Origin of the sequence: Streptomyces pactum, from assembly GCF_002005225.1 — a bacterium.
Taxonomy (GTDB): Bacteria; Actinomycetota; Actinomycetes; order Streptomycetales; family Streptomycetaceae; genus Streptomyces; species Streptomyces pactum_A.
The window spans coordinates 4,390,089-4,412,750 of the sequence record NZ_CP019724.1 but is presented as its reverse complement, the minus strand read 5'-3'; the positions used below and the strand labels follow the sequence as shown (position 1 = coordinate 4,412,750).

Annotated in this window: 19 protein-coding genes; 10 read left to right on the top strand and 9 right to left on the bottom strand. The window is 68.9% G+C overall.

The genetic code is table 11. The annotated features are described in order from the left end of the window. Window positions 1-165 precede the first annotated feature (165 nt). The 7 genes from B1H29_RS18635 to trxA all read left to right on the top strand — a co-directional run bounded on the left by B1H29_RS18635 (window position 166) and on the right by trxA (window position 10,006). Window positions 166-2,571, top strand: a complete 2,406-nt coding sequence (locus B1H29_RS18635; RefSeq protein WP_055422129.1) for a DUF6049 family protein — start codon at window positions 166-168, stop codon at window positions 2,569-2,571. A 44-nt stretch (window positions 2,572-2,615) separates the two neighbouring features. Beyond that, entirely contained in the window at window positions 2,616-5,009 is a 2,394-nt protein-coding gene (gene murJ, locus B1H29_RS18630) for a murein biosynthesis integral membrane protein MurJ (protein WP_055422130.1), read from the top strand. Window positions 5,010-5,149: 140 nt separating this feature from the next. Beyond that, entirely contained in the window at window positions 5,150-6,844 is a 1,695-nt protein-coding gene (locus B1H29_RS18625) for a protein kinase family protein (RefSeq protein WP_055422131.1), read from the top strand. A 29-nt stretch (window positions 6,845-6,873) separates the two neighbouring features. Next, complete coding sequence (sigM, locus tag B1H29_RS18620) at window positions 6,874-7,599, top strand: RNA polymerase sigma factor SigM (protein WP_055422132.1); 726 nt, start codon at window positions 6,874-6,876, stop codon at window positions 7,597-7,599. A 17-nt stretch (window positions 7,600-7,616) separates the two neighbouring features. Next, on the top strand, window positions 7,617-8,501 hold the full coding sequence (locus tag B1H29_RS18615) for an anti-sigma factor family protein (protein ID WP_055422133.1): 885 nt from the start codon (window positions 7,617-7,619) through the stop codon (window positions 8,499-8,501). Between the two features lie 162 nt (window positions 8,502-8,663). Beyond that, entirely contained in the window at window positions 8,664-9,632 is a 969-nt protein-coding gene (trxB, locus tag B1H29_RS18610) for a thioredoxin-disulfide reductase (RefSeq protein ID WP_055422134.1), read from the top strand. 41 nt (window positions 9,633-9,673) lie between these two features. Next, a complete protein-coding gene (trxA, locus tag B1H29_RS18605) occupies window positions 9,674-10,006 on the top strand; it encodes a thioredoxin (RefSeq protein WP_055422135.1) in 333 nt (110 codons plus the stop codon). 78 nt (window positions 10,007-10,084) lie between these two features. Here the strand turns inward: trxA and B1H29_RS18600 are convergent, their stop codons facing one another. The 9 genes from B1H29_RS18600 to rpmH form a co-directional block, all read right to left on the bottom strand. Then, on the bottom strand, window positions 10,085-10,702 hold the full coding sequence (locus B1H29_RS18600) for a GNAT family N-acetyltransferase (RefSeq protein WP_055422136.1): 618 nt from the start codon (window positions 10,700-10,702) through the stop codon (window positions 10,085-10,087). A gap of 328 nt (window positions 10,703-11,030) precedes the next feature. Next, the gene (locus tag B1H29_RS18595) at window positions 11,031-12,143 is read right to left on the bottom strand and encodes a ParB/RepB/Spo0J family partition protein (RefSeq protein ID WP_055422137.1); all 1,113 of its coding nucleotides are present in this window, start codon (window positions 12,141-12,143) and stop codon (window positions 11,031-11,033) included. After that, entirely contained in the window at window positions 12,140-13,213 is a 1,074-nt protein-coding gene (locus B1H29_RS18590) for a ParA family protein (RefSeq protein ID WP_167392602.1), read from the bottom strand. Before B1H29_RS18590 ends, B1H29_RS18595 begins: the two co-directional genes overlap by 4 nt. A 300-nt stretch (window positions 13,214-13,513) precedes the next feature. After that, window positions 13,514-14,233 (bottom strand): 16S rRNA (guanine(527)-N(7))-methyltransferase RsmG, encoded by a 720-nt coding sequence (gene rsmG, locus B1H29_RS18585; protein ID WP_055422139.1) that lies wholly within the window; start codon window positions 14,231-14,233, stop codon window positions 13,514-13,516. A 124-nt stretch (window positions 14,234-14,357) separates the two neighbouring features. Continuing rightward, window positions 14,358-14,870 carry a protein jag gene (locus tag B1H29_RS18580; protein WP_055422140.1) on the bottom strand — a complete coding sequence of 171 codons (513 nt, stop codon included), beginning with the start codon at window positions 14,868-14,870 and terminating at the stop codon, window positions 14,358-14,360. A gap of 15 nt (window positions 14,871-14,885) precedes the next feature. Beyond that, a complete protein-coding gene (gene yidC / locus B1H29_RS18575; RefSeq protein ID WP_055422141.1) occupies window positions 14,886-16,169 on the bottom strand; it encodes a membrane protein insertase YidC in 1,284 nt (427 codons plus the stop codon). A gap of 3 nt (window positions 16,170-16,172) precedes the next feature. Beyond that, on the bottom strand, window positions 16,173-16,547 hold the full coding sequence (gene yidD / locus B1H29_RS18570; RefSeq protein ID WP_055422142.1) for a membrane protein insertion efficiency factor YidD: 375 nt from the start codon (window positions 16,545-16,547) through the stop codon (window positions 16,173-16,175). Further along, on the bottom strand, window positions 16,544-16,915 hold the full coding sequence (gene rnpA / locus B1H29_RS18565) for a ribonuclease P protein component (RefSeq protein WP_079160304.1): 372 nt from the start codon (window positions 16,913-16,915) through the stop codon (window positions 16,544-16,546). The genes yidD and rnpA overlap by 4 nt, the downstream gene beginning before the upstream one ends. Before the next feature lie 21 nt (window positions 16,916-16,936). Further along, entirely contained in the window at window positions 16,937-17,074 is a 138-nt protein-coding gene (rpmH, locus tag B1H29_RS18560; RefSeq protein ID WP_003975051.1) for a 50S ribosomal protein L34, read from the bottom strand. Between the two features lie 376 nt (window positions 17,075-17,450). On the opposite strand from rpmH, the gene dnaA reads away from it, so the two are divergent. From dnaA to gnd, 3 genes are all read left to right on the top strand, one after another. Continuing rightward, a complete protein-coding gene (gene dnaA, locus B1H29_RS18555) occupies window positions 17,451-19,415 on the top strand; it encodes a chromosomal replication initiator protein DnaA (protein ID WP_055422143.1) in 1,965 nt (654 codons plus the stop codon). Window positions 19,416-20,432: 1,017 nt separating this feature from the next. After that, window positions 20,433-21,563 carry a DNA polymerase III subunit beta gene (gene dnaN, locus B1H29_RS18545; RefSeq protein WP_055422144.1) on the top strand — a complete coding sequence of 377 codons (1,131 nt, stop codon included), beginning with the start codon at window positions 20,433-20,435 and terminating at the stop codon, window positions 21,561-21,563. A gap of 198 nt (window positions 21,564-21,761) precedes the next feature. Further along, window positions 21,762-22,637: a phosphogluconate dehydrogenase (NAD(+)-dependent, decarboxylating) gene (gene gnd, locus B1H29_RS18540; protein ID WP_055422145.1), complete on the top strand. Its 876-nt coding sequence runs from the start codon at window positions 21,762-21,764 to the stop codon at window positions 22,635-22,637. Window positions 22,638-22,662: the final 25 nt, after the last annotated feature.

Here is a 22,662-nt window from a genome sequence, read left to right as displayed (position 1 = left end):
CGCCCACTTCCGCAGTGCTCCCTTTATAGGCGCACATACGGGGCAGCGTCGCTCGGTGGCGGATCTTGTGGCGTACTCCGCGGCACTTCCCCTCGGCGCGCATCGTTACCATGCGTGGACGCACATTCCGACGACCACTGACGACGACGAGGGACGGGCGAGCGCGTGGCCGAGGCGGCAGACTTCCAGGGGACCAGTCCCTCACCTGCCCGCCGGTGGCTACGGCGCACCACGGCGCTGCTCGCCGGGGCGCCGCTGCTGGCCGGTCTGGTCCAGTTGCCGGCCGCCGGATCGGCACACGCCGGCGAGCAGACCTCCGCGAAGGCGGACGCCGACTCGGGCTCGGTGGCCGTCGCTGTCGACTCCCTCACTCCCTCCGCACCCACGGACGGCGACACGGTGACCGTGTCGGGCACCGTGACCAACCACGGCAAGCAGACCGTCACCGACGCCCACGTGGGACTGCGCCTGGGCCCCGAGATCAACACCCGCTCGTCCCTCGACGCGATCGCCAAGGACGGCAACGACCTCCGGGGTTCCGTCGCACCGGAGATCGACGACAAGTACACCGAGAAGTTCTCCAAGCTCAGCCCCGGGGTCGCCGAGCACTTCAACATCTCTGTACCGGTCGACGACCTGGAGCTGGGCGATGACGGCGTCTACGAATTCGCCGTCTCGCTCTCCGGGGAGACTTCCGCGCAGCCGTGGGAGCAGATCCTCGGCATCCAGCGGACCTTCCTGCCCTGGCAGCCCGACGAGGCCGACCCCAAGACCAGGACGACGGCCCTGTGGCCGCTCATCTCGACCACGCACATGGCCGCCGAGACGGGGCCGAACGAGGAACAGACGCCGGTCTTCCTCAACGACGACCTGGCGAAGGAAATCTCCCCCGGGGGCCGGCTGAACCAGATGGTGACGCTGGGCAAGGACCTCGACGTCACCTGGGTGGTCGACCCGGACCTGCTGGCCTCCGTGGACGCGATGACCGGCAGCTACCGCGTCCGGGACGGCGACAAGACGGTCGCCGGTACCCACCAGGCGGTGGCGAAGCAGTGGCTCGCCGAGCTCCAGGACGCGGTGGCCGACGAGGAGGTCGTCGCCCTGCCCTTCGCCGACCCGGATCTGGCATCCCTGGCCCACAACGGCACGGACGTCACCGGCTCGCTGAACCAGCTCAAGAGCGCCACGGACGTCATCGACAACACGGTCGAGCCGATCCTCCACGTGAAGCCGAGCACCGACTTCGCCTGGCCCGTGAGCGGTGCCGTCGACCGGTCGATCGTCAAGGTCGCCACCTCGGCGGGCGCCGACAAGGTGATCGCCCGCAGCGACAGTCTCCAGGAGAACAACGGCCTGCCCTACACGCCCTCCGCGGCCCGCCCCATCGGCGGCGGCACGACGGCCGTCGTCGCGGACGCACGGCTGTCCACGGCGTTCGAGGGTGACCTGACGAGAGCCTCCGCGTCCACGCTCGCGGTGCAGCGGTTCCTCGCCCAGAGCCTGGCCCTGGGCCTCCAGACCGGCAAGCAGCGCAGCGTCGTCATCGCCCCGCAGCGCATGCCGTCCGGCAGCCAGGCACGCGCGATGGCCGAGGCGTTGCGGGCGCTGCAGGGCGGCACCTGGTCCGAGTCCCAGAAGCTGGCGTCGGCCGCCACGGCGAAGCCGGACCCGGACGCCACCACGAAGGTGCCCGGAACCTCCTCCTACCCCTCGGCGCTGCGCAAGAAGGAACTGCCCCGCACGGCGTTCCTACAGATCGCGCGGACCCAGGACGCGCTCGACAACTTCAAGGTCGTCCTGTCGGACCCGTCCCGGGTGGCGACCCCCTTCGGGCGCGCCCTGAACCGCGAGATGTCCGCGTCGTGGCGGGGCCGGGCCGCCGAGGCGGAGTCCTTCCGCACCCGCGTGAAGTCGTACCTCGACGGGCTGACCGGACGGGTCAAACTGATCGACAAGTCGGAGACGAAGCTCTCCGGGCGCAGCGCCACCATCCCCGTCACGGTGCAGAACAACCTGGTGCAGGACGTCGGCCCCCTGGTCCTGCGACTCACCTCGACGAACCCGACACGCCTCGAGATCGACGGCTCCGACTACGAGGAGCAGCCGATCTCGGTCTCCGGCGGCCACAGCCAGTCGGTGAAGTTCACCACGTCGGCCAACGCCAACGGCCGCGCGACGGTGATCGCCCAGCTATACACGACGGACGGGCGCAAGTACGGCGAGCCCGTCACCTTCGACGTGAAGGTCACCGAGATCACGGCCACCGTGATGCTCGTCATCGGCGGCGGTGTCCTGCTGCTCGTCCTCGCCGGGTTCCGGATGTACACGCAGCGCAAGCGGGCCGCCGCCCGCGACGCGGAGAAGGGCGAAACCGGTGAGACGGAGGGCGCCGAGAACTCCCGGGAGCCCGACGAAGGACCGGAGAACCCGGAAGGCCGCGGCGAACGTCTCAAGGAGAAGTCCGAGGCACGCCCCCGGGCAGGCGACCCGGAGCAGCCGAGTGACCCGACACCGGACACCGCAGCGGATAGCGCCGACCCGTCCGGCACGGGTGAGAGAGTGGACCGTTGAGGATGTCGTGGCCGGTGGGCCCGGGACGATGAGGTGGGGTAACCATGAACGCGCCGTACGACGGTGACCGCGGTCAGACCGTGGACGGCTCGGGTCACCCCGAGGGTCCGCCGCCCGACCCCGGCCAGGCACCGCCGCAGCCGCCCGCGGACATGTACCTCCAGGACGCCTACGACCAGGACCCCTACCGGGCGCAGGACCTCTCCGCCCAGGACCCGGTCTCCGAGGCGCTCTACGACCGCGCCGCGCACCCCCCGCCGCCGCCGGGCACCTACCCGCCGCAGCAGCCGCTGTACTCTCAGCCCTCCCAGTCGCCCTACGCCCCCGACCCGCGCGTCTGGGCCCAGACCCCGGCCCCCGAGCCGGAGGGCCCGACGCAGTACCTGCCGTACGGCGACGACCCGCGGACCACCCAGTTCGTCGGTGTGGACGACCTGGTCACCCAGGCCGGCGAGCAGCGCCACGAGCCGGACGCCTTCGCCCACCTCTTCCGGGACCAGCAGCAGGGCGGCGGCCACCCCTCCTACGACGACCACGCCTCCGTACCCGCTCCCGCCCCCGCCCCGGCACCGGGGCAGTACGGCGGGACACCGGGGCCGGGGCAGTACGGCGGGAACCAGGGCCCCGACCCGTACGGGAACGCTCCGGCCTACGGCCAGTACGGCGGCCCCGCCCCAGCGCCCGGGCCGCAGCAGCACGCGGCACCCGCGCCGGGCCAGTACGCGGTGGCGCCGACTCCGGAAGCGGCCGAGGCGCCCCTTCAGGAGCCCGAGCCCGCCGCCGCGCCGGCCGCCACGCCCAAGAAGGGCGGCCGAGCGGGTGGCCTGCTGAAGTCGAGCGCCGTGATGGCGGCGGGCACGATGGTGTCGCGGCTCACCGGGTTCATCCGGTCGGCGATGATCGTCTCGGCTCTGGGACTCGCGCTGCTGGGTGAGACCTTCCAGATCGCCTACCAGTTGCCGACGATGATCTACATCCTGACCGTGGGCGGCGGTCTCAACTCGGTCTTCGTCCCGCAACTCGTGCGCGCCATGAAGGACGACAAGGACGGCGGCGAGGCCTACGCCAACAGGCTTCTGACCCTGGTCATGGTCGCCCTCGGAGTCCTCACCGCGCTCGGCATGCTCGCGGCCCCGCTGCTGGTTCGCGCGCTGTCGAACCCCGTCGCCTCGGACCCCGCGGCCAACGAGACGGCCATCACCTTCACCCGGTACTTCCTGCCGTCCATCTTCTTCATGGGCGTCCACGTGGTGATGGGGCAGATCCTCAACGCCCGCGGCCGGTTCGGCGCGATGATGTGGACCCCGGTCCTCAACAACATCGTCATCATCGTCACGCTCGGCATGTTCATCTGGGTCTACGGAACCGCCGCCGACTCCGGTATGACCGTCGAGAGCATCCCGCCGGAGGGTGAGCGGCTCCTCGGCATCGGCATCCTCCTCGGCCTCGTCGTCCAAGCCCTGGCGATGATCCCCTACCTGCGCGAGACCGGGTTCAAGCTACGACTGCGGTTCGACTGGAAGGGCCACGGCCTCGGCAAGGCCGCGATGCTCGCCAAGTGGACGATCCTTTTCGTGCTCGCCAACCAGGCGGGCGCCCTCGTCGTCATCCAGTTGGCCACGGCCTCGGTCACGGACACCGACCTCGCCGGCACCGGCTACAGCGCCTACGCCAACGCCCAGCTCATCTGGGGCCTGCCGCAGGCCATCATCACCGTCTCCCTGATGGCCGCCCTGCTGCCCCGTATCTCCCGCTCGGCATCCGAGGAGGACGGCGGCGCGGTCCGCGACGACATCTCCCAGGGCCTGCGTACGACGGCCGTCGCCATCGTGCCGGTCTCCTTCGGCTTCGTCGCGCTCGGCATCCCGATGTGCACGCTGATCTTCGGTTCCTCGGGCATCGGCGCGGCCACCAACATGGGTTACATGCTGATGGCCTTCGGCCTCGGCCTCATCCCCTATTCGGTGCAGTACGTCGTCCTGCGCGCCTTCTACGCCTACGAGGACACCCGGACGCCCTTCTACAACACCGTCATCGTGGCCGTGGTCAACGCCACCGCCTCGGGGCTCTGTTACCTCCTGCTGCCCTCGCGCTGGGCCGTCGTCGGCATGGCCGCCTCCTATGGCCTGGCCTACGTGATCGGCGTGGGCGTCGCCTGGCGCAGGCTGCGCAAGCGGCTCGGCGGGGACCTGGACGGGGCCCGGGTGCTGCGGACGTACGCCCGGCTGGGCATCGCGTCCGTCCCGGCGGCCCTGCTCAGCGGCGCGGCCTGTTACGCGATCAGCCGCGCGCTCGGTCAGGACGTTCTGGGGTCGTTCGCCGCGCTGCTGGCGGGTGGACTGCTCCTCTTCGGTGTCTTCTTCGTCGCCGCCCGCCGGATGCGTATCGAGGAAGTCAACTCGTTGGTCGGCATGGTGCGCGGGCGCCTGGGACGCTGAGACCCGGGGTAGACGCACAACCATCGTCCGCCGCCGTGTGTCGTGCATAGCGGCGGACTGTGGGCACAATTGGGTTCGGCGTCGGACTGCGCGCATCGGGAGTCGGCCGGCGCGCATCGAATGGGGAGGCAGGAACGACGGTGGCGGAACGGAGCACTGCCGTCGACGTGGCAGACAACAGCGGCGACGAGCCGTTGACCGCGGAGGCGGACCAGTCCACGGCCGACGGGGTGGCCAACAACCGGGAGCGGGACACGGACAGCGACGAGGCACAGGGGAACCCCACGAGCGAGGATTCCGGCAAGGCCTCGCCTCCCGAACTGCACAGCGGGCACAAGCTCGCCAGACGCTACCGCCTCGAGGAGTGCGTCACCCGTCTGGACGGCTTCAGCAGTTGGCGGGCCGTCGACGAGAAGCTCCGTCGCGCCGTCGGGGTCCACATCCTTCCGGCGAACCACGCACGCGCCCGCTCCGTGCTGGCCGCGGCACGTTCCTCCGCCCTGCTCGGCGACCCCCGCTTCGTCCAGGTCCTCGACGCGGTCGAGGACAACGACATCGTCTACGTCGTGCACGAGTGGCTCCCCGACGCCACCGAGCTGACCGCTCTTCTCGCCTCCGGCCCACTGGAGGTGTACGACGCCTACCAGATGGTGAGTCAGGTCGCGGGCGCCATGGCCGCCGCCCACCGCGAGGGCCTCGCCCACCTGCGCCTGAGCCCCACCGCGGTACTGCGCACGTCGACGGGTCAGTGGCGGATCCGCGGACTCGCCGTCAACGCCGCCCTGCGCGGCATCAGTTCCGACACACCTCAGCGCACCGACACCGAGGCCATCGGCGCCCTGCTGTACGCCACGCTCACCCAGCGCTGGCCGTACGAGAGCGACGCCCACGGTCTGGCCGGTCTGCCCAAGGACATCGGGCTGATCCCGCCGGACCAGGTGCGCGCGGGTGTCCACCGCGGCCTGTCCGAGCTCGCCATGCGGGCACTCGCCAACGACGGCGCCACCGCCTCCCGCCACGAGTCCCCGTGCACCACGCCGGAGGAACTGGTGAAGGCGATCGGCGAGATGCCCCGCATCCGCCCGCCGGAGCCCGCGTACACCGCCCCTCCCCAGTACCAGCGCACGGCGTACCAGCAGGGTGCCTACGGGCGTCCCGCGCCGCACCCAGGCGCCACCCAGCCGGTGCCGACCCCGCCGCCCCCGCTGCAGAGTCGTACCGGCAGGGCACTGAAGTGGAGCGTCTCCGCCCTGCTCATCGCCGCGCTCGGCCTGGGTAGCTGGCAGCTCGCGGACGCGATCATGGAGCGGGGCGGCAAGGCGGACGACCAGAACCAGACGCAGACGGTGGACGGCGACGACGACAAGAGCCCGAAGGTCCCGGCGGCGGGCAAACCCGTACCCATCGTCGATGCCCGGGACTTCGACCCGTTCGGCGACCAGTCCGAGAAGCCGTCCGAGGTAAAGAACGTCTACGACGACAGCGCGTCCACCTATTGGCAGACGGACTACTACTTCAGTTCCGACTTCGGCCGCCTCAAGTCAGGGGTCGGCGTCATCGTGGACCTCGGTAAAGTCCAGCAAGTCGGAAAGGTGACCGTCTCCTTCGTCGGGAGCACCTCCGTCGAACTGCACAGCCCGAGCACGGAAGCCACCGCGGAGCCCACGTCCTTCGACGCATTCCGCAAGGTTGCGGAGGGCTCGGGCACGACGGTGGAACTCGAGCCGGGCAAGGCCCTCCGAAGCCGGTATCTACTGGTGTGGCTCACCGACCTGCCGATGCAGACGGACGGCAAGTGGCGCGGCCGCCTGGCAGACATCAAGGTGTCAAGCTGAGGTCGTCCGCCGACAAGGGAGGGGGCCTGATGGCGGAAGGCACCAGGTATGACGGAGTGAACGATCAGGACCTCCTCGCCCGCCATGTCGAGGGCGACCCCGACGCCTTCGGTGAGCTCGTCCGCCGTCACCGTGACCGTCTGTGGGCCGTGGCCCTGCGGACGCTGGGGGACCGGGAAGAGGCCGCTGACGCCGTTCAGGACGCGCTCGTCTCCGCCTACCGGGCTGCCCACACCTTCCGCGGGCAGGCAGCCGTCACGACGTGGCTGCACCGGATCACGGTGAACGCCTGCCTGGACCGCGCCCGCAAGGCCGCCTCCCGGAAGACCGCTCCCGTCGACGACACCGAGCGCCTGGACCAGCTCCTGGAGCCGCACGAGTCGGCCTCGGCCCCCGCCGAGCGCAACGACCTGCACCGCCAGTTGCTGGAGGCTCTGGGCACCCTGCCGGCCGACCAGCGGGCCGCCCTCGTCCTGGTGGATATGCAGGGCTACCCCGTCGCGGAGGCGGCCCGGATCCTCGATGTGCCGACCGGCACGATCAAGAGCCGGTGCGCCCGAGGCAGAGCCAGACTCCTGCCGCTCCTCACCCACCTGCGCCCGGACGGCAGCGGCCAGGACGCACAGTCGAGTGCGAAGCGGAACCGGACGCAGGGGACATCCGTCCCACCCGCAGCGGGGCCGCACCGTGCGGGCCCGCCGGACGCCGGGCCGAGCGATTCAGCCGCAGTGAAGGGCGGAGGTGGACGAGCGTGACGTCGTCGACGACAGACATGAGCGGGCACCCGGACGTCGCGGAGATCTCGGACCTCGCCGAAGGCCTGCTTCCGCCGTCCCGCACCGCGGACGTACGACAGCATCTGGAGGGCTGCGAGCTCTGCGCGGACGTATTCGCGTCGCTGGAGGAGATTCAGGGTCTGCTAGGCACGCTGCCGGGGCCGGCGCGGATGCCCGACGACGTTGCCGGCCGTATCGATGCCGCTCTGGCGGCCGAGGCGCTGCTGAGCGCCACGGGGCCGGATACCCACGAGCCGATGCCTGCCACTGTGGCACCCGCCGTCTCCGGCAGGGGTGACAGCTCGCCTGTTTCACGTGAAACATCGGCCACGGCGAACCGTCCCGCCGGGCGCGCCCGCCCCTCCTCCACCGGCCCGGGCCGCAAGGACCGCAGGCGCGGCGGGCGGCGCAGGATCGCCGTTCTCGGCGCCGTGGCCGCCGCTGCCGCCATCGGGCTCGGCGCGGTGATCGTCTCCTCCGTGACCGGGGGCAGCCCATCCGACGACACGGCGCTCGCGGACACCTTCTCCGAGGGAAAGCTGAAGGAGCAGGTCGCCGATCTCATCGCCGACGAGCAGGGTGCGCAGAACGGACCGCGTACACCGCGCAGCTTCGGCATGGAGTCCGAGACCGGCGGTGAGAACCGAGTCTTCAAGCAGCCGGCGGTCCCTGAATGTATCCAGAAGGGCATCGGCCGCAACGACGCGGCGCTAGCCACGAAGGACGGCGTCTACAAGGGCAAGGAAGCGCTGCTCGTGGTGGTACCCGACGCCTCCAACGACAGCCGGGTCACCGCGTACATCGTCGAGTCGACGTGTGTGGAGAAGCCTGCGGTCGGCAAGGCCGAGATCCTTCTGAAGCACTCCTACGCGCGTTCCTGACCGTTCGCCGTCCCGCCTTCTTCCCGAGACCCGACCCCTCGTCTCCGTGTGCCCGGACACAGCGGGAATGCGCGCCCCGTAGGATCCGTTGGGTGGGGTGAGAGCTCCGAGAGAAGCTCCACCCCGCCCTGAAGACGCAGTCCAGAGACGAGGAATGAAGCCGTGAGCGACGTCCGAAACGTGATCATCATCGGCTCCGGGCCCGCCGGCTACACGGCGGCGCTCTACACCGCGCGCGCGTCGCTGAAGCCGCTGGTGTTCGAGGGCGCCGTCACCGCCGGCGGTGCACTGATGAACACCACCGAGGTGGAGAACTTCCCGGGCTTCCAGGACGGCATCATGGGCCCCGAGCTCATGGACAACATGCGTGCCCAGGCCGAGCGCTTCGGTGCCGAGCTCATCCCTGACGATGTCGTCGCCGTCGACCTGTCCGGTGAGATCAAGACCGTCACCGACACCGCGGGCACGGTCCACCGGGCGAAGTCGGTCATCATCACCACCGGGTCCCAGCACCGCAAGCTTGGTCTGCCCAACGAGGACGCCCTGTCCGGCCGCGGCGTCTCCTGGTGCGCGACCTGCGACGGCTTCTTCTTCAAGGACCAGGACATCGCCGTGATCGGCGGCGGTGACACCGCGATGGAGGAGGCCACGTTCCTCTCCCGCTTCGCCAAGTCCGTGACGATCGTCCACCGCCGAGACACCCTGCGCGCGTCCAAGGCGATGCAGGAGCGTGCCTTCGCCGACCCGAAGATCGCGTTCGTCTGGGACAGCGAGGTCGCCGAGGTTCAGGGTGACCAGAAGCTGTCGGGTCTGAAACTGCGCAACGTCAAGACCGGCGAGCTCTCGGACCTGGCGGTGACCGGTCTGTTCATCGCGATCGGCCACGACCCGCGTACCGAGCTCTTCAAGGGCCAGCTCGACCTGGACCCGGAGGGCTACCTGAAGGTCGACGCCCCGTCGACCCGCACCAACCTGACCGGTGTCTTCGGCGCCGGTGACGTGGTCGACCACACCTACCGCCAGGCGATCACCGCCGCCGGCACCGGCTGCTCCGCCGCGCTCGACGCCGAGCGCTTCCTCGCCGCACTGACCGACGAGGACAAGGCCGAGCCCGAGAAGACCACTGTCTGACCCCCGCCCACCTCACGCACCAACCAGTTAAGGAGCCCGCCGTGGCCGGCACCCTGAAGCAAGTGACCGACGACTCCTTCGACGAGGACGTCCTCAAGAACGACAAGCCCGTGCTGGTGGACTTCTGGGCCGCCTGGTGCGGCCCGTGCCGCCAGATCGCGCCGTCCCTCGAGGCCATCGCCGCCGAGTACGGCGACAAGATCGAGGTCGTCAAGCTGAACATCGACGAGAACCCGGGTACGGCTGCCAAGTACGGCGTCATGTCCATCCCGACCCTGAACGTCTACCAGGGCGGCGAGGTCGCCAAGACCATCGTTGGTGCCAAGCCGAAGGCCGCGATCGTTCGTGACCTCGAGGACTTCATCGCTGACTGACGTTTCACGTGAAACATGAATGGGCCGACCCGGGCGGGTCGGCCCATTCGCTTTACGGCGGTCGGAAGCGCAGCTCCGCTACAGCGGCCGCAACACGGGTTCCTTCTGGACGGCTCCCAGCAGCCGGTCCAGTGCCATCTCCACGTCTTCCTTCCAGGACAGCGTGGACCGGAGATCCAGCCGCAGCCGTGGATGGCTGGGATGGGGCCGGACCGTCTTGAAGCCCACAGCCAGGAGATGGTCAGCCGGAAGCACGCAGGCGGGCTCCTTCCAGCGGGCGTCCCCGAAGGCCTCGATCGCCTTGAAACCACGGCGCAGCAGATCCTTGGCGACCGTCTGGACCATCACCCGGCCCAGCCCCTGTCCCTGGTAGCCCGGCAGCACGAACGCGGTCATCAACTGCACCGCGTCGGGCGAGACGGGACTTGTGGGAAACGCCGCCGAGCGCGGTACGTAGGCGGGGGGTGCGTAGAGGACGAAGCCCACCGGCACGTCGTCGACATAGACCACCCGGCCACATGATCCCCAGTCCAGCAGGACAGCGGAGATCCAGGACTCCTTCTCCAGAGCCGAGGTGCCCTCCTTTACCGCGGCTTCGCCGCTGACGGGGTCCAGCTCCCAGAAGACGCACGAGCGACAGCGCTGGGGAAGGTCCTGAAGGTTGTCCAGCGTGAGCGGTACGAGCCGGCGCCCCATGAAGGCTGTTCCTCGCTTCCTTCGCCCGCCGCGTCGCGGGCGGCTGTCAGAGCGCTCCGTTCCCTGAGCAGGCTGCCGATGAACCCACCGACCGCGCCCAGCCCCAAGCCCGCGCTCATCAGTCCGGTACGGCTCATCGTTCGCATGGCCCCTGCCTTCCTCTCAGAGGTGCTGCCAGGTACTTGCGCCTTCCTGATCGCATCGTATCCACGATGCGGTGACCCCGACACTGACGGAAAGCAAAGGGCGGGCCGTGTTCCGGTTCGCACCGGCCACGACCCGCCCATCGGCAGGTGGAGCACCGACACGTGCTCCACCCACGCAAACCTCAGGAGTCGGACTCCTCGGCTTCGTCCTCAAGAAGTCCGTTCTGGAGCACCGGCCCTTCACCAGGAGCAAGGCTCCCAAGGATGCGCTCGAGGTCCTCCATGGAAGCGAACTCCACGGTGATCTTTCCCTTCTTCTGCCCCAGGTCGACTTTCACCCGCGTCTCGAAACGGTCCGAGAGCCGCGTCGCCAAGTCCGAGAGCGCCGGCGAGACCAGGGAACCGGCGCGCGGCCCCTTGGCCCGCTGGGGCTTCTGTGGCCTGGAACCCATCAGGGTCACGATCTCTTCCACCGACCGCACCGAAAGCCCCTCGGATACGATCCGATGAGCCAGCCGGTCCTGCTGCTCCGGGTCCTCCACGGAGACCAGCGCCCGCGCATGCCCGGCGGAGAGCACCCCAGCCGCCACCCGGTTCTGAACCTTCGGCGAGAGCTTCAGCAGACGGAGCGTGTTGGAGACCTGAGGGCGAGAGCGGCCGATGCGGTCCGCGAGCTGGTCGTGCGTGCAGTTGAAGTCCTTCAGCAACTGGTCGTAGGCGAAAGCCTCTTCCAGCGGGTTGAGCTGCGCCCGGTGAAGGTTCTCCAGTAGGGCGTCCAGGAGGAGCTTCTCGTCCTCCGTAGCCCGCACGATCGCCGGGATGGCGTCCATCTCCAGCTCACGGCAGGCCCGGAAACGGCGCTCACCCATGATGAGCTCGTAGCGCCCGGGCCCTGTCTGCCGGACCACGACCGGCTGAAGCAGGCCCACCTCCTTGATGGAGGTGACGAGCTCGGCCAGGGCCTCGTCGTCGAAGTCCTTACGCGGCTGCTTCGGGTTCGGTGTGATGGCGTCGAGCGGGACCTCCGCGAAGTGCGCCCCGACAGGCGCCCTGAGCGAGTCCACACCACTCGAGGCCTGGCCGGCTGCCGCCGACTCCTCCGTTTCACGTGGAACAGGCGGCAGCGTGGCCACCTTCGCCGCTGCCACCCCGCGGTCGCTCGGCAGCAGCGGCAGCGTCCCCGGGGACGCGGAAGCCGCGTCCCCCAGCGCTGCCGAAGCCACCGACTTCTCCGTTGGGGCGTTGGGGATCAGTGCGCCCAGACCTCGGCCCAACCCCCTCCGTCGCTCACTCACTGGATCCCCTCCACCATGCTCGGGTCGTTCTGTGCGCCGATGTGTGCGTGCGTCGCGTCGTAAGTGACACCCACGCCCTTCAGCGCGATCTCGCGTGCCGCCTCCAGATAGGAAAGGGCTCCGCTCGATCCTGGATCGTAGGTCAGTACCGTCTGCCCGTAGCTCGGGGCCTCGGAGATACGGACCGAACGGGGAATGCTCGTCCGCAGCACCTCGTCGCCGAAGTGACTGCGCACCTCGTCGGCGACCTGAGACGCGAGCCGCGTCCGGCCGTCGTACATGGTGAGCAGGATCGTCGAGACATGCAGAGTGGGGTTGAGGTGCCCACGGACCAGGTCGACGTTGCGCAGCAACTGTCCCAGCCCTTCCAGCGCGTAGTACTCGCACTGGATCGGGATCAGCACCTCCTGGCCCGCGACCAGCGCGTTGACCGTCAGCAGACCGAGGGAGGGCGGGCAGTCGATGAGGATGTAGTCCAGCGGCTGCTCGTACGCCTGGATCGCCCGCTGAAGCCGGCTCTCTCGTGCCACCAGAGAGACCAGTTCGATCTCCGCACCGGCGAGATCGATCGTGGCGGGTGCACAGAAGAGGCCCTCGACGTCGGGAACCGGCTGGACCACCTCCGACAGCGGCCTGCTCTCGACCAGTACGTCGTAGATGGATGGGACGTCGGCGTGGTGGTCGATGCCCAGCGCGGTGGAGGCGTTGCCCTGCGGGTCGAGGTCGACTACCAGGACCCGGGCACCGTGCAGGGCCAGCGACGCGGCAAGGTTGACGGTCGTCGTCGTCTTGCCCACACCGCCCTTCTGGTTGGCGACCACCATGACCCTGGTCTGCTCGGGTCGGGGCAGTCCCTCACCGGCGCGGCCCAGAGCTTCCACCGCCAGTTGGGCAGCACGACCGATCGGAGTGTCGTCCATCGGAGGCGGTGTTTCACGTGAAACATCCGCCCCCATCGACTCGGTACGGGGACCGGGGACCGGATCGGTCATCGGTCCCGCGATATTGGCGTCGGACCGCAAGGATTCACTCTCCTCGACTTCAGGCTCGCAATGAACAGAGCCTCCCATGTCTTCGGGGTCATGAACCAGTGAGGCCTGGTCTTCTGTGGAGAAATCCACCTCTGTGGACAACTCCGTACCCTCTCCGAGCGACCCGAGAGGCTTTCGGTCGCGGGGGTCGGCCGCGGCGCGGCCGCGACTGATGATGCCGTGCAGCAGTGAGCGACGTTTCACGTGAAACACGATGCACAGCAGCCGATGCCAAAATGCCGCGACACTCCGGCATGCATAGGTTCGGCAGCTTGTGTGGAGTACGGCTCACCATCAGGGCGCATCAGTGCCGCCGGTGCCGCCGGTGCCCGGCTGAGGCTAACCGCGACGCCGCCGCGCCCGTCCCGTCCGGGCCGCCTTGGCCCGCTTGGCGGCGAAGCGCACGCCGCCAGGGCTCTCCCCGACCTCCACTCGCACCACGGTGGACATCGGGTCCACGACCCCCTCGCCGACGTGCAGGATGGACGTGTCCACCGCTCCGAGCTTGCTCAGTGCCGTGGCCGCGGCCTTCAGCTCCTCCTCGGCCGTGTCGCCCTTGAGAGCGAGCATCTCTCCGTACGGGCGCAGCAGCGGGACCCCCCACGTGGCCAGGCGGTCCAGCGGAGCAACGGCACGGGCGGTCACCACGTGCACGGGTGGCATCTTCCCCATGACCTCCTCGGCCCGGCCACGCACGACCGTGACATGGTCGAGGCCCAGTAGTTCCACGACCTCGGTCAGGAAGTTGGTGCGCCGCAGCAGCGGCTCCAGAAGGGTGATCTTCAGGTCCTCCCGGACGAGCGCCAGCGGGATCCCGGGCAATCCGGCACCCGAACCGACGTCGCACACCGTCACCCCCTCGGGCACGACCTCCGAGAGCACCGCGCAGTTCAGCAGGTGTCGCTCCCACAGGCGGGGAACCTCACGTGGACCGATCAGACCGCGCTTCACCCCCGCCTCGGCAAGCAGCTCCGCGTAGCGGACCGCGTCCGCGTACCGATCGCCGAACACGTCGCGTGCCTGCTCGGGCACAGGGGGAAGCTCCGCTGCCTCCGTCACGGGGACCGTCCTTCCGTACGGCATCGGCGCACCAGTCGCCGGTACCAGAACCACCAGAACTATCAGGCTGACAAAATTCGGCCCCGCCTGCGCAACAGACGGGGCCGGAGAACGTGAGGACCGATCAGGCGGGAAGCACGACGACGAAGCGCTCCGGCTCCTCGCCCTCGGACTCGCTGCGCAGCCCCGCCGCCTTGACCGCGTCGTGCACGACCTTGCGCTCGAACGGAGTCATCGGCTTCAGCCGCGCGGGCTCGCCGCTGCTCCTCACCTCGGCCGCGGCCTTGGCGCCCAGCTCGGAGAGCTCGGCGCGCTTGTCGGCCCGGTATCCGGCGATGTCGAGCATCAGCCGGCTGCGTTCGCCGGTCTCCCGGTGCACGGCCAGGCGCGTGAGCTCCTGCAGAGCCTCGAGCACCTCGCCGTCCCGGCCGACCAGCTTCTGCAGGTCACGGCTGTTCGTGTCGCTGACGATCGAGACAGAGGCACGGTCGGCCTCGACATCCATGTCGATGTCGCCGTCGAGGTCGGCGATGTCGAGCAGGCCCTCCAGGTAGTCCGCGGCGATCTCGCCCTCGTTCTCGAGACGAGTCAGGGTGTCTGCGCCCTCGGCAGCGGCGGAGGTGGTGCCTTCCGTCACGGGATGGACTCCTTCTTACTTCTTCGACGGGGACTTGGGCCGCTGCGGGCCCTTGCGCTGTCCGGACTGGGCCTTGCTGCGGCCACCGCCGCCGGACTTCTGAGCCGGCTTCTTGGCGGCGGCGGGCTTGGTGTCCTGCTTGCCGTCCTGCGGCTCGTCCGACTTGGTCAGCGAGGTCTTGGGCTCGGACTCGCCGGCCACCTTGGTGGCCTGGCGCTGAGACTTGCTCTGCCGCTTGGGCTGCTGACGCCTGGGCGTGGCCGGAGTGGCCGCGGGCGCGCCGTCCTCGGTCTGGGCGGCGACCGCGGTGTCACTCTTCACCACGGTGCCGTCGGTCTGGGCCGCCAGGCCCGCCTTGTTCAGACCGTTGATGAACTTCCGCTCGAACTCGTTGCGGTCCCGGCCCTTGGCGACGATGGCCTTCACGATGGACTTTTCACCACGACCACGCGTCTTGCCGTGCTGGGTGACGTTCTTGTGCAGGCGCTCCAGGTAGGCCGCCTGGGCCTTGGAACCCGGCGTCGGGTTGTTGCGGATGACGTACATCTGCTGGCCCATGGTCCACACGTTGGTGGTCAGCCAGTAGACGAGGACACCGACGGGGAAGTTGATGCCGAAGACGGCGAACATGACCGGGAAGACGTACATCAGCATCTTCTGCTGCTGCATGAACGGCGTCTTCACCGTCGTGTCGACGTTCTTGGTCATGAGCTGGCGCTGGGTGAAGAACTGCGACGCCGACATCAGCACGATCATGATCGCGGTGACGACACGGACGTCCGTCAGCGAGGACCCGAGGGCTTCCACCTTGGAGGAGCCGTCGGTGAACTTCGCCGCCAGCGGCGCACCGAAGATGTGGGCCTTCTGGGCACTCTCCAGCAGGCGGTCGTTGATCACACCGATGGTGTCGTTCGACGCGATGCTGTTGAGCACGTGGTAGAGGGCGAAGAAGAACGGGGACTGCGCCAGGATGGGAAGGCACGAGGAGAGCGGGTTGGTGCCCGTCTCCTTGTACAGCTTCATCATCTCTTCGGACTGGCGCTGCTTGTCGTTCTTGTAGCGCTCCTGGATCTTCTTCATCTCCGGCTGGAGCGTCTGCATCCCGCGCGTCGCCTTGATCTGCTTCACGAAGAGCGGGATCAGGCAGATGCGGATGAGGATCACCAGGGACACGATGGACAGGCCCCAGGCCCATCCGGTGTCCGGGCCGAAGATGGCGCCGTACACGCTGTGGAACTGGACGATGACCCAGGAGACAGGTGTCGTGATGAAGCTGAAGAGGCTGGCAATCGTGTCCACTAATCATGCTCCTTGGGCATGGGACTGGGTCTCTGCGGCCGGGCTCGAAGGACGGGACGGACTCGTGGGAGAGGCCTGTCCTTCGATGGCCGGTTCGGCGGCGGAGGGCCCGCCCTTGCGTGCACGCCAGGCGTCACGCAGCATTTCGTGCCACCGCGGGCGCTTCCGCGGCGGAACATGGTCCACGCCGCCCGGCGACCACGGATTGCACCGCAGGATGCGCCAGGCGGTGAGCGCCGTGCCCTTGAGAGCACCGTGCCGGTCGATGGCCGTGTAGCCGTAGTGGGAACACGACGGGTAGTACTTGCACACCGGCCCCAGCAGCGGACTGATCGTCCACTGGTACAGCTTGATCAGAGCCAGCAGCGGGTACTTCATCGCGCGCCCCCTCCCAGTAGCCGCGTCAGGGCGGCGTCCAGGTCTCGGGCCAGCAGTGCATGGTCGGCGTCACCCGCACCGGGTAGCGCTCGTACGACTACCAGGCTACCGGGGGGAAACAGGTCGATCCGGTCGCGCATCAGATGGCGAAGCCTGCGCTTCACCTTGTTGCGCACCACCGCACCGCCCACAGCTTTGCTCACGACGAAACCCGCACGTGTCGGGGGAGCGCTCTCCCCAGGCGCGTGCGGGTCCGTGGCACCGCTTCGAAGGTGGACGACGAGGGCCGGGCGTCCGGCCCGGCGGCCTCGTCGTACCGCGGTCGCGAAGTCCTCGCGCCGCCTCAGCCGGTTCTCGGTGGGCAGCACGATGTCATGACCTGACCGGGATCAGGCGGACAGACGGGCGCGACCCTTGCTGCGGCGAGTCGCGAGAATCGCGCGGCCGGCACGGGTCCGCATACGCAGCCGGAAACCGTGGGTCTTCGCACGGCGACGGTTGTTCGGCTGGAAGGTGCGCTTGCTCACTCGGGGGCTCCAGAAAGAATCGGGGTTGGCGGGGTGCCGTCCTGGCTGTCACCGTGCGCCCACGAGTAGCTCGCGTTACGCCCGAGTGCACCGCTTTTCGATCACCTTGGACGTGACCTGTGCCCATCGGAGGCAGGCGGCAGCAGCCATCGACAACTCGACCTGGTCACGGTACGTGGGACTGCGCCATTCGGTCAAACCAGCGGTGACCGGGAGACACTTGTCCACAGGCTGGGGACAACAACTTGAACCCTACCGGCCGCGCTGACTACCGTGACTGGACTCCGATTCGTTCCCTTATCCCTGCCCCATCCGAGTTTCATCCCGACCCGTCCCCGAATCACACCTTCGAGGGACTCGTGAGAGAGCGTGCCCTGTGGCTGACGTACCTGCCGATCTTGCCGCAGTGTGGCCACGCGTACTGGAGCAACTCCTCGGGGAGGACCGCGGGCAGGGCGTCGAGTCGAAGGACGAGCACTGGATCCGGCGCTGCCAGCCCCTCGCGTTGGTCGCCGACACCGCCCTGCTCGCCGTACCGAACGAATTTGCGAAGGGCGTACTGGAGGGCCGTCTCGCCCCCGTCGTCAGCGAGACCCTGAGCCGTGAATGCGGCCGTCCCATCCGCATCGCGATCACCGTCGACGACACCGCCGGCGAACCCGCGCCTCCCGCCTCCCAGGCACCGCCCACCCGCCCCCAGCCCCGCTACGAGGAACCCGAGCTCCCGGCCCCCGGCCAGGGCCAGGGCGGCCGCGACGAGTACGAGGGGTACGGCCGCCACCGCGCCGACCAGCTCCCCACCGCACGCCCCGCCTACCCGCAGGAGTACCAGCGTCCCGAGCCGGGTTCCTGGCCGCGCCCCGCGCAGCAGGACGACTACGGCTGGCAGCAGCAGCGTCTCGGTTTCCCCGAACGGGATCCTTACGCGTCGCCTCACCAGGACGCCTACGGCCAGGAGCCGTATCCCAAGGACTCGTACCAGCAGGACTACCGTCCGCAGTCACCGGACCGCCCGTCCTACGACACCCAGCGCGGCGGATACGAACGCGGTGAATACGAACGCGGCGGTCACGAGCGCGGCGGTCACAAACGCGGTGGTCACGAGCGCGGCGACCACGAGCAGTCCCGCAACGACTACGACCAGCCGCGCGGCGACTACGACCAGCGCGGCACCCGGCGGGACCTGCCCGAGCCGCCGTCCGGCTCCGGCCACGTCCACCGCGGCGGCCCCGTGGGCCCCGGCCCCGCCACCGGCGCCCCCGGCCCGCTGGCCGCACAGCCCGCGCCGGCGACCGGACCCGGCGAGCCCACCGCACGGCTGAACCCGAAGTACCTCTTCGACACCTTCGTCATCGGCGCCTCCAACCGCTTCGCCCACGCGGCGGCCGTCGCCGTCGCCGAAGCACCCGCGAAGGCCTACAACCCCCTCTTCATCTACGGGGAGTCGGGCCTGGGCAAGACCCATCTCCTGCACGCCATCGGGCACTACGCCCGCAGCCTCTACCCGGGCACGCGCGTGCGCTACGTGAGCTCCGAGGAGTTCACCAACGAGTTCATCAACTCCATCCGCGACGGCAAGGGCGACAGCTTCCGCAAGCGCTACCGCGAGATGGACATCCTGCTCGTCGACGACATCCAGTTTTTGGCGGACAAGGAGTCGACGCAGGAGGAGTTCTTCCACACCTTCAACACGCTCCACAACGCCAACAAGCAGATCGTCCTGTCCTCCGACCGGCCGCCGAAGCAGCTCGTCACGCTGGAGGACCGGCTGCGGAACCGTTTCGAGTGGGGCCTGATCACCGACGTCCAGCCGCCCGAGCTGGAGACCCGCATCGCGATCCTGCGCAAGAAGGCGGTGCAGGAGCAGCTCAACGCCCCGCCGGAGGTACTGGAGTTCATCGCCTCCCGGATCTCGCGCAACATCCGCGAGCTGGAGGGCGCGCTGATCAGGGTGACGGCGTTCGCGTCGCTCAACCGGCAGCCGGTCGACCTCGGGCTGACGGAGATCGTCCTCAAGGACCTGATCCCCGGCGGCGAGGACTCGGCGCCCGAGATCACGTCCACGGCCATCATGGGCGCCACCGCCGACTACTTCGGCCTCACCGTCGAGGACCTGTGCGGCACCTCGCGCGGGCGCGCGCTGGTGACCGCCCGGCAGATCGCCATGTACCTGTGCCGCGAGCTGACGGATCTCTCGCTGCCGAAGATCGGCGCGCTGTTCGGCGGCCGGGACCACACCACGGTGATGCACGCCGACCGCAAGATCCGCAATCTGATGGCCGAGCGGCGCTCCATCTACAACCAGGTGACCGAACTGACCAACCGCATCAAGAACGGCTGACGGCCACCGGCACCGGCTCCCGAGGCGCCCCGGACACTTCTGGGGCGCCTTTCCGTGCTCTCAGGCGCCTCACCCGTGCCCGCCGACATGTCTTCCCCGACCCGCACGCGCCCGCCCCGTGCCCCCGCCGCCGCCTCCCCGTGCTCTCAGGCGGTTCAACCACGCTCGCCGACACGTCCTCCCGTACCCGTAGGCGCCCCTCCCGTAGCCGCTGGGTCTCCTCCGCCGCGCTCCCGCTGTTCGAATACCTTCCGGGTTACGGCCTCCCTCCACAGATTCGGCGACTTTTTTCCGTCCACACCTTGGGGACTGGGAAGTTGTCCCGATCCTGTCCACAGGCCAGGGTGTTGAGGGATCATCAGGGCAGGTCAGCTCCCTGTGGATCCGTGGACGAAAGTTCTCCACAGCCTGTGGACAACAAAATGGTCCACAGGCTGTGCATCAAGTTGTCCACGGGCAACCCACAGGCTGGGGCCTGTTGTCCCCAGCGATCCCCAGCTTCTCCACATGCCTGTCCACTGTTCGGCAACGTGACGCGCCCCGTCACCGCCTCGAGTGAAAGGCGTCACATCAAGGTGTCTGGTTGGGCTGTGGGAAACACGGGTAAAGCTGGGGACGGATCTGGGGAGAAGTCGCCTCTGCCTGTGCACGGAGTGTGCAGAACTTTCTGTTCTCCACAGATACGCCTGGTTGTCCACCGGCTCCGCCCACAGGCCCGGTGGACAAAATTCGTGCTCTGACCTGGGAAAACGGGGTTATCCACGGTATCCACAGGCCCTACTACTACTCCCGACTAGAGAGAGTGCGGAATTCGTTTCGAAGCGGGTCCTGTGCACAACTCGCTCTCTCGGGCCCGACCGTCCCTCGTCACGACTTGACCCCGAACGGCACCTACTGTCAGTGGGGTGCGTCAGACTGGTCCCCGGTGTTCTGCCCCTGACGGGGTCCGACGACACCGACCAGACGACGAAGGCCAGGCAGGGCGAGAAGCGCCGGCAACAGCAGGAGGCGGCAACAGTGAAGATCCGGGTGGAACGCGACGTACTCGCGGAGGCAGTGGCCTGGGCGGCTCGCAGCCTCCCGGCCCGTCCGCCGGCGCCGGTCCTCGCGGGCCTGCTGCTGAAGGCCGAGGAGGGGCAGCTGAGCCTGTCCAGCTTCGACTACGAGGTCTCCGCGCGGGTCTCGGTGGAGGCGGAGATCGAGGAGGAGGGCACGGTCCTCGTCTCCGGCCGCCTGCTCGCCGACATCTCCCGCGCCCTCCCCAACCGGCCGGTGGAGATTTCCACAGACGGTGTACGGGCGACGGTGGTCTGCGGATCCTCGCGGTTCACCCTCCACACCCTGCCGGTGGAGGAGTACCCGGCCCTGCCGCAGATGCCGGAGGCGACGGGTACGGTCCCCGGCGAGGTCTTCGCCGCGGCCGTGCAGCAGGTCGCCATCGCCGCGGGCCGTGACGACACGCTGCCCGTCCTCACCGGTGTGCGCATCGAGATCGAGGGCGACTCGGTGACGCTGGCCTCCACCGACCGCTACCGCTTCGCGGTCCGCGAGTTCCTGTGGAAGCCGGAGAACCCGGAGGTCTCCGCGGTGGCACTGGTGCCCGCCAAGACGCTGCAGGACACGGCCAAGGCGCTGACCAGCGGTGACCAGGTGATCCTGGCGCTGTCCGGCTCGGGCGCGGGCGAGGGCCTGATCGGTTTCGAGGGCGCGGGCCGCCGGACGACGACCCGGCTGCTGGAGGGCGACCTCCCGAAGTACAAGACGCTGTTCCCGACGGAGTTCAACAGCGTCGCCGTGATCGAGACCGCCCCCTTCGTGGAGGCCGTCAAGCGCGTGGCCCTGGTCGCCGAGCGCAACACCCCGGTGCGGCTCAGCTTCGAGCAGGGCGTCCTCATCCTGGAGGCCGGCTCCAGCGACGACGCACAGGCTGTGGAAAGGGTCGACGCGCAGTTGGAGGGCGACGACATCTCGATCGCCTTCAACCCGACGTTCCTGCTGGACGGTCTGAGCGCGATCGACTCGCCGGTGGCGCAGCTCTCCTTCACGACGTCCACCAAGCCGGCGTTGCTCAGCGGCAAGCCCGCGGTGGACGCCGAGGCGGACGAGGCCTACAAGTACCTGATCATGCCGGTGCGGCTGAGCGGCTGAGCCCTCGTGGCTCGGCCCCGGTTGTCCACAGGGTGCGGACAAACCCGCAGGTGAGGGCGTACGTATGAGCGCGTACGCCCACATCTGTGCACGGGCGTTCGGGTTTAGGCTCGACACGGGTACGAAAGTGCCGCGGCACGCATCCGGCGGGTTAGGACGTGCCGTCCCGCCACCTCGCACACCTAAGGAACGCAACTGATGGAGCTCGGTCTCGTCGGCCTCGGCAAGATGGGCGGCAACATGCGCGAGCGGATCCGCCGCGCGGGCCACACCGTCGTCGGATACGACCGCAATCCGGACCTCGCCGATGTCCACAGCCTGGAAGAGCTTGTGGGCAAGCTCAGCGCCCCGCGCGTGGTCTGGGTCATGGTCCCGGCCGGCGAGGCCACCCAGGCCACCGTCGACCGGCTCGGCGAGCTGCTGGAGCCCGGTGACGTGGTCGTGGACGGCGGGAACTCCCGCTGGACGGACGACGAGAAGCACGCCGAGGAGCTGGCCGCCAAGGGCATAGGCTTCGTCGACTGCGGCGTCTCCGGTGGCGTGTGGGGCCTGGAGAACGGCTACGCGCTGATGTACGGCGGCGACGCGGAGAACGTCGCCAAGGTGCAGCCGGTCTTCGACGTCCTCAAGCCGGAGGGCGATTTCGGCGCCGTGCACGCCGGCAAGGTCGGCGCGGGCCACTTCGCGAAGATGGTCCACAACGGCATCGAGTACGCGATGATGCAGGCCTACGCCGAGGGCTGGGAACTGCTGGAGAAGGTCGACTCCGTGGACAACGTCCGCGAGGTCTTCCGCTCCTGGCAGGAGGGCACCGTCATCCGCTCCTGGCTCCTCGACCTGGCCGTCAACGCGCTCGACGAAGACGAACACCTGGGTGACCTGCGGGGTTACGCACAGGACTCCGGTGAGGGACGCTGGACTGTGGAGGCCGCGATCGACAACGCGGTGCCGCTGCCGGCGATCACTGCGTCGCTGTTCGCGCGGTTCGCGTCCCGGCAGGACGACTCGCCGCAGATGAAGATGATCGCCGCGCTGCGCAACCAGTTCGGCGGCCACGCGGTCGAGAAGAAGTAACCGAAAGGCTGGGGAGGTCGGCGCA